Source organism: Planctomycetia bacterium (assembly GCA_015200345.1).
Taxonomy (GTDB): Bacteria; Planctomycetota; Phycisphaerae; order UBA1845; family UTPLA1; genus PLA3.
In genome coordinates this window covers 2,151,453-2,165,573 of record CP054187.1, presented here as the reverse complement: position 1 = coordinate 2,165,573, position 14,121 = coordinate 2,151,453, and the positions used below count along the sequence as shown (strand labels likewise).

At 61.9% G+C, this 14,121-nt stretch carries 8 protein-coding genes; 3 read left to right on the top strand and 5 right to left on the bottom strand.

Annotated elements, in window-relative coordinates; all coding sequences use genetic code 11:
* Positions 1 to 71: 71 nt before the first annotated feature.
* Positions 72 to 377, top strand: a complete 306-nt coding sequence (locus HRU71_08930) for a hypothetical protein (protein ID QOJ03602.1) — start codon at positions 72 to 74, stop codon at positions 375 to 377.
* Positions 378 to 503: 126 nt separating this feature from the next.
* On the opposite strand, the gene HRU71_08925 is transcribed toward HRU71_08930, so the two are convergent.
* From HRU71_08925 to HRU71_08910, 4 genes are all read right to left on the bottom strand, one after another.
* Complete coding sequence (locus HRU71_08925; protein ID QOJ03601.1) at positions 504 to 1,457, bottom strand: hypothetical protein; 954 nt, start codon at positions 1,455 to 1,457, stop codon at positions 504 to 506.
* Between the two features lie 40 nt (positions 1,458 to 1,497).
* Positions 1,498 to 4,098 carry an NAD-dependent DNA ligase LigA gene (ligA, locus tag HRU71_08920; GenBank protein ID QOJ03600.1) on the bottom strand — a complete coding sequence of 867 codons (2,601 nt, stop codon included), beginning with the start codon at positions 4,096 to 4,098 and terminating at the stop codon, positions 1,498 to 1,500.
* The gene (locus HRU71_08915; protein QOJ03599.1) at positions 4,095 to 6,119 is read right to left on the bottom strand and encodes a hypothetical protein; all 2,025 of its coding nucleotides are present in this window, start codon (positions 6,117 to 6,119) and stop codon (positions 4,095 to 4,097) included. Before HRU71_08915 ends, ligA begins: the two co-directional genes overlap by 4 nt.
* Before the next feature lie 310 nt (positions 6,120 to 6,429).
* Positions 6,430 to 9,084, bottom strand: a complete 2,655-nt coding sequence (locus HRU71_08910; protein QOJ03598.1) for a vitamin B12-dependent ribonucleotide reductase — start codon at positions 9,082 to 9,084, stop codon at positions 6,430 to 6,432.
* 514 nt (positions 9,085 to 9,598) lie between these two features.
* Here HRU71_08910 and HRU71_08905 point away from each other — a divergent pair.
* Together HRU71_08905 and HRU71_08900 are read left to right on the top strand one after the other, a co-directional pair.
* Complete coding sequence (locus HRU71_08905) at positions 9,599 to 10,276, top strand: class I SAM-dependent methyltransferase (protein ID QOJ03597.1); 678 nt, start codon at positions 9,599 to 9,601, stop codon at positions 10,274 to 10,276.
* A gap of 340 nt (positions 10,277 to 10,616) precedes the next feature.
* Positions 10,617 to 12,317 (top strand): sigma-70 family RNA polymerase sigma factor, encoded by a 1,701-nt coding sequence (locus HRU71_08900; GenBank protein QOJ03596.1) that lies wholly within the window; start codon positions 10,617 to 10,619, stop codon positions 12,315 to 12,317.
* 63 nt (positions 12,318 to 12,380) lie between these two features.
* On the opposite strand, the gene HRU71_08895 is transcribed toward HRU71_08900, so the two are convergent.
* A complete protein-coding gene (locus HRU71_08895) occupies positions 12,381 to 14,006 on the bottom strand; it encodes a SpoIIE family protein phosphatase (GenBank protein ID QOJ03595.1) in 1,626 nt (541 codons plus the stop codon).
* Between the last annotated feature and the right edge of the window lie 115 nt (positions 14,007 to 14,121).

Genomic DNA, 14,121 nt, shown 5'->3' with positions numbered 1-14,121 from the left:
ATTGACGCACGCGGGGAGGGGGGTACAATACGCGGCTCGATTTTCGACCGGTTTTGAAGGAGACGGACCCGATGGACATCACGCCCGGCAGCATGGTCAGTGTGACGGTGAAGCGCAGCGTCGTCAGCGAGAAGGCAGCCAAGACGCTGTCGCGCCTGTTTGCGAAAGACGCGGCGAACAAGCCCCTGCGCCGCAAGCGAAAGAAGCTGCTGGCCGACGGCCTGGATGAGCGCCGCCGCGGCGGCCGTCTGTGGGAGGTTCGCCCGAAGGCGCCGCGATTGATCCAGCCGAAGACGGGTGACGCGTGCAAGATTCTGGCGACGACGGATGTCATCGGGGATCTGAAGAGCGTGGCGCGATATGTGGATGTGAAGTGATCCATCGCGACCGGCGCGAAGCGGATTTGACTATGTGTCCAAGGAGGCCCGGGCCCGGAATGGCTCGGGCTTGTTTTCTATACGGCCAATTGGGCTGTGTGCTCTATTTAACCGTTAAGATTGCTACTACGCGTTAGTAATCAATTTCAGAAAGTCTGCCTCGGGTATTATTTTCAAAGGCACTCCCTTGAGGATTAGCTGTTCGGCTTTAAGGTGTTTATCGCTCTTAGTCGAACCAGCTAGTCGTGTGAAGTCCTTGTTGCCGAGAACAAGTATCGACGTCTTCTTCGTTACTGAATTCGCGCAATTTCCACCGCAATCTAAGACTTTCTGCATTGCTTCTTTCCGTGGCATGCTGAATAGTTTTCCGGTGAAAACCACGGTCTTTCCATAAAGCGGATGTCTTGGATCAATCTCGTTCGTCGTTGGCACGAAATCGCGAGGAATCGGCTTTGAACTCGTATTCTTCTTGCGCGGAATACGTGGATCGTCCAATTGTGAGCGACACACCGTGAATTCAACGGGAGACAGCCTTCCGTGGGTGATTTTTAGAGTTCGAGTTAACTCGCGAACCGTTGCCGCCCCCGTCGCTTCACATGCCGCAATCGCAATGTTGGCACTCGCAAGAGCGTCTGCTTCCGCATCATGGTGGCACAAAGAGATGCCAAGGAATTTTGAGAGGTGACTGAGCCGATAGCTTTTCATGCGCGGCCAAACCTTTCGTGCGATGAGCAATGAACAAATAAACTCGCAACGAGGGTATGTTATGCCATATTGATCAAGCGCGCAGCACAACACGTTTATATCAAAGCTCACATTGTGCGCCATTAAGAGTGGAATGTCGCCCAAAGTATGTAAAAGCTCTTGCCAGACTTCGTCGAATTCGGGTTTATCCTTGACTTGATCAGCCGAAATTCTGTGCACGCGCATGTTAGTTGCGTCGAATTGTAGAGGCCGCGGCCGTACAAGCCATTTTTTCGAAAATGCAACCTTTTGGTCCTCGATAAGCGCAACCCCGATCGAGCAAACGCTGGATCGCAAACGATTCGCCGTCTCAAAGTCTAAGGCAAGGACTCTCATCCAGGTCGCCAGCCGATGGAACAATGGACTTCACGTAGATTCAGCGCTTAAGCATATCAAGAAATGACGACAAATCCAATACCTCTATTCCCAATCTGCGAGCAACGTCAAGCTTGTTCCCGGGGCTATTCCCACAAAGCAAGAAACTGGTCTTCTTGCTAACCGCCGAAACGCACTTGCCGCCATTTCGCTTTATCAAAGCTTCAAGGTCGTTGCGAGAATAGTTCTCAAAAGAGCCCGTTATTACCACAGACTTATCTTTAAGCGGTTGATGCTCCTGAACCGGTTTGAGTTCTTGGTTCATCCTAAGGCCAGCTTTGCGCAGCTTGTCTAGCATCTCTTGGACAGATGGCATGGCGAAGAACCTGCGAATGGAACTCGCTACTTCCGGTCCGATGCCCTCGATCTCCTGCAAGGGGTCGGCGGGCGGTTTTGATTTGACGGGCGGAACGGTTTGCGAATCGTCGTCGGCGGATTCACCGAACAGCGACGGGGCGGCGGTTCGTCCGGAGGAGCGCTTGGCGCGTTTCGGCGTCGGACCCTCACCCCGACCCTCTCCCTTGCAGGGAGAGGGAGTTGTTGTCGCCGCTTCGACGAGGGCATCCATGCTGCCGAAGTGTTCCGCGAGGAGTTCGGCCGTTGAGCCGCCGACATGAGGAATATTGAGAGCTACGATAAGTCTTGATAGCGAACAATTCTTGCTAACTTCTATGTTAAAGATAATTTCCTTCGCACGCGTTGCACCAAGCCTTGACTTGAATTCCAATCGAGCAATGGATTCCATGTGTTGTTCAAGAGAGTAGAAATCAGCAAGTCCCTTTACCCATTTGCGCTCTACAAGCTTTGAAATAAGCGATTCTCCGGCCCACTTAAACCTGAGCCCCTGGGTTCCGACGAGCCTTGCAAGTGCTTTCGGCGCATCGCCGATTGGTGGATTAAGCTTGGCCATCACGGCAGATGCTAATGATGGTTCCAATCCACAACGTGCTATCAAGTCAGCTTCGGTTGCTGAGGCGAAGGCCTTGATGTTCGCGAAGTTCTTGGCACACCGATCCAAGCAAGTAGTGGGAAGTCTCAATCGTAGGCGCTTCAACTGTTCAGGCAATGAGTGATCGATCGATTCTCTAATCGAGTCAATAAACTCGCGGGCCTTAGTAACGCCAAACTCTTTTACAGTTTCGATTTCGGACAATTCCGCTTGGCGAGTACTTAGTTTGTACAGATCACCCGCGTCCTTGATAAGCCCTAGATCTACCAACCGATCTATCCAAATGTCGCCCAGCCCTTCGATGTCCATCTGATCGCGGCCGCAGAAGAACTTCAGCCGCTCCTTGATCTGTGCGTCGCACGCCGGGTTGATGCAGCGAATGTAAACGCCGCCTTCGTCCTTCTCGATATCGCCTTTGCAGACGGGGCACTTGCTCGGCGGCTCGACGAGCCTGCCACGCGGCGAGCCTTTCTTCGTGATGCGAATCACCTGCGGGATGATCTCGCCGGCCTTTTCCACCAGCACGGTATCACCGAGGTGCAGGCCGCCGTGATCGGCGCCGAGCCGCGCGACCTGATCGAAGTTGTGCAGGCTCGCGTGCCGAACGGTCGTGCCGGACAATTGCACCGGTTCCATGACGGCCCGCGGCGTGATCGTGCCGAGCTTGCCCACCTGAAAATCGACATTCAGCAGCCTGCTCTCGGCCTGTTCGGCGGCGTATTTGTACGCGATGCACCAGCGCGGGAAGCGGCTGGTCGCGCCGAGAGCGTCGCGCTGATCGAGCCGATCGATTTTGATCACGAGGCCGTCGGTTTCATATTCGAGACTGTGGCGGCGGGCTTCCCAGTCATTCACGAATTGCACGACTTCGTCGATGGATTTGCAAAGGGTCTGATGCGGACTGACCGGCACGCCCCATTGTTTGAGGGCCGCGAACAACTCGCTCGCCCGCTCGAACGTCGCTCCGGCGATCTCGCCGAATCCGTGCGCGATGAACGCCAGCCCGCGCGAGGCGGTCTCGCGCGGGTCGAGCGACTTGAGCGCCCCGGTCGTCGCGTTGCGCGGATTGGCGAAGGGTTCCTCGCCGTCTTTCACGCGCTGGGCGTTGAACGCGTCAAACGCTTTGCGCGGCCAATAGACTTCGCCGCGCACTTCCAGCACGCCCGGCCAGCCCCTGCCGCGCAGGCGAAGCGGGATCGCGCGGATAGTCTTGATGTTCGCCGTGATATCGTCGCCGGATCTTCCGTCGCCGCGCGTCGCGCCGAGCACCAGCGCGCCGTCCTCGTAGCGCAGCGATGCCGAGACGCCGTCGATTTTGGGATCAACGAGGTATTCGTATTTCGCGCCGTCCAGCCCGCGCGAGACGCGGCCGTCAAACTCGCGCAACTCCGCCTCGTTGTAGGTGTTGTCGATGGAGAGCATGGGCACGGCGTGCGCGACGTGTTTGAACCCGGCGAGCAACTTCTCCCCGACACGCTGGGTCGGCGAATCGGACGTGACCAGCTCCGGGTGCGCGGCTTCGAGTTCCTTCAACCGCGCGAACAGCTTGTCATACTCCCGATCGCTGATGCGCGGCGCGGCGGCGGTGTAGTAGAGGTAATCGTGTTCGTTGATCTCGTCGCGGAGCTTCGCGATTTCCTGCGCGGGCGTCATGGCGTCTTCCGGATCGTTGCGTGATCGTTGCCGCCGCTCGGCGCGGTCGCTGGTTGAGCGGTGCTCGGCGCATTCTCCACGACGTAGAGCAATCCCGACAAGCCGTCGGGCATGGGGGCGCCTTCACGGGTTCGTGCGAGCAGGCGCAGGCCCAGTTCCGGCGGCGGACCGAGCATGGCGAGTCGATAAGCCATCGTTTTTACGACGCGCGGGCGGAAGTGCAGCGTCAGCGCGAGGTTGCCGTCGCCGTCGATGCGACGGTCGGGCGGGTCGAACGAGCGCCATTCGCCGTACGCGATGCATTCCATGTTCAGAAGTTGCTCACCCGGTCGCAATGGCACAACAATGTATCGCACGCCAAGGCGATCGAGTTGCTTGCGCGCGGTGGCCGGATCGGTCTCCGTGAAGAATCGCGCGACTTCGATGATGCCGTCCAGCGCGCGGTGATAGGGCGCGGCGACGACGGGCAGGCCGGTGCGATCCAGCAGCATCGGGCCTTCGCCTTCTTCCGCGAGAATGGCGCGGCGGTACTGATCGGCTGGCTGCGCGGCTTCGAAGCGTCGAATATGCTCGGCGACGGCGGCGGTGCGAAGCAGTTGCGGATGCGTCGCGGGGACAGGGGCGGTCAGGACGCCGCGAGCGGATGGAAAGAATACAATTGCCGACATGATCGCTACGACTGGGGCGATCCAGCGTGGCGGGGCCAGCCGTCGCGCGGCTTCGAATGCGCCGAGGACAATGACGGGGATGAGACCGCCGTTGACGTGGTCGATCCAGCGGCGCTGCAGGATGGAGAGCGTGATAAAGCCGACGGCGAGCAGGGCGAGGGCGATGCGCGCGGCGAGGTCGATGTGTGGCGCGCGGAGAAAGAAGATCATCGCGATGGGCAGGGCATAGGGCGCGAATCCGAGCAGGCGATGAAGATTGGCAAACGACCATTCGTCGCCGGCGCGGAGAATGAGCGGCTGCAATTCCATGATGGCGTCGGACCAGCGGAAGAACTCCGGGCGGGACACGAATTCGAACAGGCGATTCGGCGACCAGGCAAACAGGGCCGCCAGTCCCAGGGCGAGGGCTGCGAAGAGAATGCGGGACAGCAACGTGTCGGCGAATGCGTCGCGAGTCGGGCTTGGCTGAATCGGGTGCTCCTTTGAAGGGGTCGCGGAAGTAGAACGCAAAGTAGACGGCGCGAGCCACGCGAGCGCCAAGAGCACGGCATGAAATAGACTGATCTTGTCAACATGCAGGCGCGCCAGGTGAGCCGGCGCATTTTCGACGAGGTAACCCAGCAGGACGACCGCCAGCGCGGCGGAGGAAAAGGCTCGGCGGTGCGGAGCGTCGACCAGCAATCCCGCGAAGATCGCCAGCCACGCCGCCAGCGCCTGCGGCGCAATCCAGATCGCCAGCCCGATCGCCGTGCCGGCCGCTGCCGCGTTGCGCCGGGCGAACATAAAATATACAGAAATCAAAATAAGAAGTTCCACCGCGCACTGGTGATCGGCGTGGCCGAGTTGAAACGCCCGGTGATACGCGGGGCTGACGGCGGTCGCGAGCGCCGCGAGCAGGCCGGCCGCTGCGCCGCCGGCCCCCGCCAGCGCTCGCACCAGCGCATAGATCACGACGAGATACGCCGCGCCCAGCACGGGAGGAATCCACGCGAGCACCAGCGCGACCGGGTCCGGGTGGCGGATGAACGGCTTGAGCATGGCCGCCGTCCCCGCGAACAGCGCATCGACCGGTGCGGTCCAGTGCAGCTCGGCTCCGAGCGGATAATTGATCAATGGCTCGTTGCGGATGTATGACCGCGCGCCGCCGACAATCTGCCGCACGCGATACAGGCGCATGGCGTCATCCGGGTCGCCCGTCAGCACGCGCTGCGCGTCGTACACCGCCGGAATGCGGCGGATCTCAACCCACATTCCAAGCGAGAGGATGGCGAGCAGCGCGAAAATGGCCGCACCGCGGGTTCGCCGTTCATGCGGGGCGTCCAATTCCGTCGCACTCAAGTCCATGCGCTGCATGATAATCGAACCAATCGGGTGGCCGTGGCCCGGGTATCCCTGTTGCGCGAGGCGACGCGATCCGATGGCCTGCACGTAAAAACAAAGAAAGCGTCGCGGTCCTCTTGGGAAACCGCGGCGCTTTCCGGAGGGGAAAGAAGCCGTGCTTCAATCGACTCCTGATTGACAGGTCACGAAAGGCAGGCTTTCGCATCCATGCGACGTACAACTCCCCTGATCGTGAACCATCGCGCCGTCCGTGAACGCGGAGCCAGAACGAGCAGGGCCCGCTTTCCTGTGGTTCCGACGCGGTCAGTTGGCACGCGATCCGTCAACATTGTGAATATCCACACCCGTGGCATTTCGTGCAGCCTTCGCCCATGTCGAGCCGGCTGCCGCATTCCGGGCACTTCACGCCGAAGAGATTGCGATCGGGTCGCAGCGGCCGCGCTTCCGGCTCGGCGAGGCGGCTGGCTGCGGTCAGCGTCGTGTCACCCACGGGCGGCGTCGCGACGGCCGGTTCGCTCTCGATCTCCGCCGGATCGACGTCGCCGATGAGAATCGCCTTCAGCCCATGCCGCTCCTTCGCGCGAATGTACCGCTTGAGCGCCTGGGCCAGGCCGTCGGGCAGCGACATGATCCGCCCGTGCCGCGTGGCGATTTGCAGCGACGAGCCGATGCCCGACAGCTGCTTGATGACGTGGTTCAGCGTGCCGCCGGCCCGCAGCCACAGGCTGATCATGCGGCAAATGGCTTCGAGGTCGCTCGTCGCGAGATCGCCGCCCTTGCCGAGCTGCGCGAAGACTTCCAGCTCGCGCTGCTCAATCGGATCGACCGTGATCTGAATGTGCATGTTGCCGAACGGCGTCTGCTGGCGAATGCGGATGCCGCTCGTGATCGCCGGCGGCTCCTTCGGGTTCAGCGGCGGTGTGACCGGTTTCTTCACTTCGGTGATCCGCTCGCCGAACAGGTTGGTCGCCGTGGTGATCCGCGGCAGTTCGGTCGGCAGCACCTCGGCGACCGACGCGTTTTCATCCGGCTCGTCATGATGGTCCGAGTGGCCGTTGCCATTGCCGTTTGCCTTGCCCGCGGTCATCTCCCGGTGCTTTTTCTCGGAGTCCTTCAGGGCCATCGGCTGGCTGGATCGGCAGCCGTCGCGATAGACGGTGACGCCCTTGCAATTCAGCTCGTACGCCATGCGGTAGATGCGATCGACGTCGTCCACGTCGGCGTCGTGCGAGAAGTTGATCGTCTTGCTGATCGACGAATCGCAGTGCTTCTGAAACGCCGCCTGCATCCGGATGTGCCAGTGCGGCTCGATGTCGTGGGCACAGACGAAGACGCGTTTCACGTCCTCGGGGATGCCGTCTAAATGGGCGAGGGTGCCCTCCGTGGCGATCTGTTCCATCAGTCCCTCGCTATAGAATCCGCGCTGGCGCGCGACGCGCTCGAACGTCTCATTCGTCTCGACCAGCGGCGCCTTGCCCTGCACCTGCCCCTTCAGCACGTTGCGGAAGAATGCGAGGCTGAACATCGGCTCCACGCCGCCCGAACAATCGGCGATGATGCTGATCGTCCCCGTCGGCGCCACCGTCGTGGCACAGCTGTTGCGCATCGGCCGGTGGGCGATCTTGTCCCAGGTGCTGTCGGGCCAGTTCGGGAAACTGCCGCGCTCGCGGGCGAGCTTCTCCGAGTAATTGTGCGCCTCGTCGTTCACAAACTTCATGAATCGTTCGCCCCAGGCCACGCCGTCGTCGGAGTTGTAGGGCACGCCCAGCTTGTACAACGCGTCGGCAAACCCCATCACGCCCAGGCCGATCTTGCGATTGCCCATGCAGGCGTCGTGAATCTGCCGGAGCGGGTAGTTGTTTGCGTCGATCACGTTGTCCAGAAACCGCACCGAGTCGTGAATCGTCTCGCGCAGGCCGTCCCAGTCGACGCGCGCCGCCGCCGTGCCTTCGTCCACGACGAACAGGCCGAGATTGATGCTGCCCAGATTGCACGCCTCGTACGGCAGCAACGGCTGCTCGCCGCAGGGGTTCGTGGCCTCGATGCGACCGATGTGCGGCGTCGGATTGGCTTCGTTGATGCGGTCAATGAAGACGATGCCCGGCTCACCGGTCTGCCACGCATGGCGAACGATGATGTCCCAAACGTCCCGCTTGGAATACACCGGCATCTTCCCGTCGTACTCGGCCAGCGGGATCAGGTCCTTGATCGTGTACTCGGAGATCGACAGACCGCGCGGCAGGACAAATTCCTGCTTCGTGCGCGGATTGCGGACGACGTGCGGCGTGTCGGCGTTGCGGAGAAACTCGTCCATCCACGCGTCGGTCACTTTCACCGAAATGTTGTAATTGGTGAATTGCCCCAGGTCTTGCTTGGCATACAGGAACTTCAGAATGTCCGGGTGATGGATGTACATCATGCCCATGTTGGCCCCGCGGCGAAACGCGCCCTGTTGAATCGCGTTGGTCGCCTCGCTGAACGCCCGCCAGAACGAAATCGGACCGCTCGTCGTGCCGCCGCTCGACCTGATGTAGTCCCCGGTCGGCCGAAGCTCGTCGAAGGCGAAGCCCGTGCCGCCGCCGGCCTTCTGAATCAGTGCCGTGTGCTTGATCGAGTCGAAGATGCCGTCGATCGAATCGGGCACCGGCAACACGAAGCACGCGCTAAGCATGCCCATCGATCGGCCCGCGTTCATGAGCGTCGGGCTGTTGGGCATGAACCGGCGGCTGGTCATGAGCGCCTTGAAACGGATCTTCCACTCGCTGCACGTCTTCGCGTCGCCGCCGTAGCGCGCCTCGATATCGGCCATGGTCTTGGCCACACGCTCAAACAAATCGTCGGGCGTCTCCGTGCACTTGCCGGATTCGTCCTTTTCGAGATAACGCGCCTCCAGAACAGTCAGCGCGTTTTTGGTCAGTCCGAAGGCGCCGTAGCGCGAGGGGGCGACTTCCGTGTCGCGTCGAACGGTTCGTTCCATCGAAACAGGCAACATGTGCGCACCAGTGCAGAAAAAAGGGCCGTTGAAAAACAATGACTCAAAGGAAAACGACGATTCGCCCGGGGATACGACACCCACCCGCCCGGGACCGCGGGAACCCCGGCCGATCAGATCGACCGGCCAGGCACAACACAACGCCAGCGAAGCATGAGGGCATTTGAGGCCTCAACTCCGGGAGCTGCCCGCTCGGGGGCACTCGGACTATTTCGGAAGGTCCATGATGCCCACTTGAGGGCGGGACGGGAAAATACCACAACATGTTGTGGGGGTCAATCATTTCTTCATCAAAATATTGTCAGACTGTAAAGTCCGGTAAGACGGACGCTTACATTTGAACCGCTGATTTGTTGCCCGGAATCGTCAATTTCCGTTGTAATACCGTTGCCCCCAGAATGTTGGCGGGAGACCGCAACACAACTCACAAGAATTCCGGCGCTCTCGATCCCATGCGTTTGCCCGGCATGGATCGCCGGCGTCGCAGCCGGGTTTCGGCATGAAAAAGACAGGCGTCGAGTTCGAATTCTGCCCGCTGTGCGGCGCGGCCGGCGGACCGCCCGTGCCGGTCTTTCGGCGGCCGCTGCACGCCTGCCCGGCCTGTGAATTGTTGTGGGTGCCTCGATCGTGTCACCTTTCGTCCGCCGGGCAGCAGGCCCGGTACCGCAATCATCAAAACAGCCTGACCAACAGCGAGTACGTGCGGCGATTCGAGATCCTGATCGCGGCCTGGGAAGCGCTGCCGGGCGTCGGCGCGAAACACGCCTCGCCGCCCCGCCGCGTGCTGGACTTCGGCTGCGGACCGGGCGATCCGCCGGTGCTGGTGGAGTTGCTTCGCCGGCGAGGCTGTGATGCGCTGGGGTACGATCCGTTTTTCGCGCCGCAGGCCGATCGATCGCGGCCATTCGATGCGGTGTTCGCCGTCGAGACGTTCGAGCACTTCTGCGGCGGCGTCGCCGACGTCGCCGAAGCCGTGAAGTGCGTTCGACCCGGCGGGCATTTGGTTGCATCGACGTTATTCCACTCCGGCCCGTCGGCTGCGGCGGATTGGTGGTACGCGCGCGATCCGACGCATGTCTGTTTTTATTCCAGGCGCACGATGGAGTGGATCGCCGACCACTTCGCCTTGCGGCTCGTCGCATGCGACGACAAGAATCTTTGCATCTTCGCCAAGTAGATGATGCGGAGGAGTCGCCATCCGTGGGCCTGGCCGTTTCCCTTGAGACCAGATTCGAACAAGCGTTTCTCCTGTACGATGAACAGGTCAGGCGGCTGTTGAACAGTGTGCGGATGACGTAACCCGTTTTCAGTAAGGGCTTTGCGTTACGGCAGGGTCGATATTTCCGGCCTGACCGAATTGACTTTGCGAGCTGGACGGGCGATAATTAGGTGAGAAAGTACCCGCCGCTAGGCCGCGCGCAAACCCTCCACGGCGCGGCTCGAAGCCGCGCGATTCGTAGCCTGCCGTTAGCCTCGCGGTGTTGTGAGCCAGCCTCGCATTCAGGAAGTAAGACGCCATGGCGCGATTCTCCCATCCTGAAATAGGACAACTGGGCCGAGAGCTGCTGCTCTCGCCGGCGCGGCTGCGCCCGCGACAGCTCGAGGGCATTGCGCACCTCGTCGACTTGATCGATCCCGAAACGGACTATCCGTACGCATTTATCTGCTTCCACATCACCGGCTATCGCCCGCGTCGAGGCCTGGACGGCGTTCTGGGTGGACGCGAGCTGGTGGGCGATCTCGTTGAGTTGATGGATCTTCTCACCGAAAACAATCCGCTGCCCTGCGAGGCGGCGGTCGGCCCGTTGTATGACAGCGAGGCCCTCGCGCAGCGGCTGCGCGTGTCAACCAAGACGATCAGCCGCTGGCGCAAGCGCGGCCTGTGCGGATTCTGGTATCAGATGGGCGATCGCGCCCGGCTGGCGTTTGACGGTCGATCGGTACAGCGGTTTGTGGCGCGTCACGGCGATCTGGTTCGCCGCGGCGCGACGTTTCAGTTGATGAGGGCCGACGAGCGCGAGCACATTATCGCCCGGGCGCGGGAGCTGGTCGCCACACAGAAATGCTCGCTTCATGTTGTGACGCAGATGCTGGCCGAGGAGACCGGTCGCGCGGTCGAGACGATCCGCTACACGCTCCGCAGGTGGGACAAGCAGAATCCGGACGAATCGTTGTTCGACGGGCGCGAACAAGCGCAGCCGATCAGCGAGGCGGCGGTGGTCTTGGAGGCGCTGGAGGCCGGCGAGGATGTTCGCGCCCTGGCGGTGCGGTTTGATCGCAGCGAGGCGGAGATTCGCCGGCTGGTCGCCCAGGCGCGCGTCGAGGCGCTGCGCGAGTCGCCGATTGATTACGTGTACAACGAGAGTTTTGACGCGCCGACCGCCGAGCGCGAGATTCTGGGCGAAGCGATCGCGTCGGATGCACCGGAAGCGGCCGAAGTTCGCATTCCCGGCGAACTGCCGGCGTACCTGAAGGAACTGTATCGCACGCCGCTGCTCGGTCGCGACGAGGAGCGGTTGTTGTTCCGCCGGATGAATTATCATCTGCATCGCGCGGAGCGCGAGCGGCAGGCGCTGGCCGCCGTGGCGTCGGTGACGGCGGCGAACCATCGCCAAGTCACGGCCATGCTCGCGAAGCTGGATGCCGAGCGGCGGGCGGCGGGTGAATTGAAGAACCGCATCATCCGCGCGAACCTGCGATTGGTGGTCAGCATCGCCAAGAAGCACGTGTACTCACACCCCGGCGCGACGCTCTTTGAACTGATCAGCGACGGAAATCTGGCATTGCTGCGCGCCGTGGAAAAGTTTGACTACGCGCGCGGGTTCCGATTCAGCACTTACGGCTCCTGGGCAATCATGCGGGGTTATGCCCGGTCGATCCCCGAAGAACTGGCCCACGGCGGTCGCTTCCAGACGGGTCACGACGAGATGCTCTCCGTCACGCGGGACGACCGCGCGGACGAGGTGAGCGAGATCGAACCGGGCGATGCCGGCGTTCGCGAGGCCGTGTCGCGGTGTCTGCGCTCGTTGGATGAACGCGAGCGCGAGATCGTGGTGAATCACTTCGGCCTGGGCGACGCGGCGGGCGGGCGCACCCTCGAGGAAATCGGCCGCGAAATGGGCTTGAGCAAGGAGCGCGTGCGGCAGATCGAGCTGAAGGCCTTCGCAAAGCTGCGCGGCGCGCTGGGCGAGCGCGGGGCCGAACTGCTGGCAGGCTGATCCCCAAAGCGAATCAACGCGTGCGAACCGCGCTGCCGCCGGATTACCCCTCAACCTTCCCCCTCAATCCAATCTCACCGCCAGCAGCGTGATGTCATCCACAAGCGGGTGATTGCGCGTGAACTGGCTGATCGCGCGGCGGGTTCGCACGAGCATCTCGCCGGGCGGAAGCGACGCGGCCGCGGCGATCGCCTCAAACAGCCGCGCGTCGCCAAATTTATCGCCGCGCGGATCTTCGGCGTCCGGCGCGCCATCTGTATACATGAACAGCGAGCCGGGCTGGCCGAGCCGCACGACGTTCAGCGCATAGGGGAAATCCGGCTCGATGCCGAAGGGCAGGGCCGAATCGGCCTCGGGATTCGGCGCGGCCGAACCGCCGCCGTTCCACACAACGGGCGGCGGGTGGCCTGCGTTGACGTAGGTGAACGTGCGCTGGACCGGATTCAACAGGCCGACGATGCCGGTGATGAATCGGGAGTCTTTGACGTTTCGACAGACGAGTCGATTGAGCAGCTCCGCCGCGCGAAGCAGGTCGGCCTCCTGCGCGAGCGTCACCTGGACGGCGGCCTGGAAGTTGGCCATGAGCAGGGCGGCCGGCGCACCTTTGCCGCAGACATCGGCGATGACGACCGCGATGAGTCCATCGGGCCGGGGGAAGTAATCGTAGTAATCGCCAGAGACTTTCTGCCCCGGATCGTTGAGCGCATCAACCGCCAGGGCGCCTTCGGCAAGTGGCTCCGCTGGAAAGAGATTTGTCTGAATCTGCCGCGCCCATTGAAGCTGAAGTTCGACCTGCTGGCGGGCTTTGATTTCCTCGACGAGTTGGGCGTTGGCCAGGCCCATCGCGCCGAGCCGGCCCAGCGCGGCGAAGTAATCGATGTCTTCGCGCGTGTAGCCGCCGGTGGAAGTCACCCGATCTCCGTATAGGACGCCGTGCACCGTCTGGTGATACTCCATTGGCACGCACATGGCCGATCGGATGTTGTAGGAGACCATGCTGGCCGTGGGGTCGACGGCGGCGTCGGCCGCGTCGCGAATGCCGCGTCGGGCGTTGTGCAGCGCGTCATCGACGAGGGAACGGCTGATGCGCAACTCTCCGGGCGGTCCGCCGCGTGCGTCCCGCAGGATGATCCACTCCGGCGGATGCGGCGCGCCGCGCCACACGGCGACCCCGGCCCGCTCAAATCGAAAGGCTTCAATACAAATATCGAGTACTTCGCCGAGCAGATCATTTCGGTCGAACCGCCCCGTCAGGCGCGTGTTTAGGTCGTAGAGGGTTTGCAGGCGCTTCTGCGAAAGTTCGAGCTTCTGTTGTGCGCCCCACGCGCTGGCCGCTCCCACCGTGGCCTCAAGATTGGGATCGTTGACCAGCACCGGCTCGGCCGCCGCGCGCGACATGGGCGAAAGGGACAGGATGCAATCACCGATCTCGATTTGATCCCCTTCGTGCAGCCGTACCGGCGCGGTGATGACCCGCTTGTTGACGATCGTTCCGTTCTTGCTGCGGAGGTCCTGAATCCAGTAGGCCCCGGCCGGGTCGCGATAGAGGCGTGCGTGTCGCCGCGACGTAATCGAGTCATCGAGCGTCACGTCGCAGGAGGCATCGCGACCGATGATGGCCTCGGTTCCGGCGATGGGAATCGCTTGTCGTTTGCCATCGCGGTAGGTGATCTGTACGGTTGGGCTCATGGTCTCGGTTGGAGTAGCGGGGCCGGGTGCCCTTGTTCCTGCGGCGCGGCATATTCTAAACGTTCGATTCAGCACGCGGGGCGGTCGATTGACTCGCAGCGTCAAAGCCATGTTC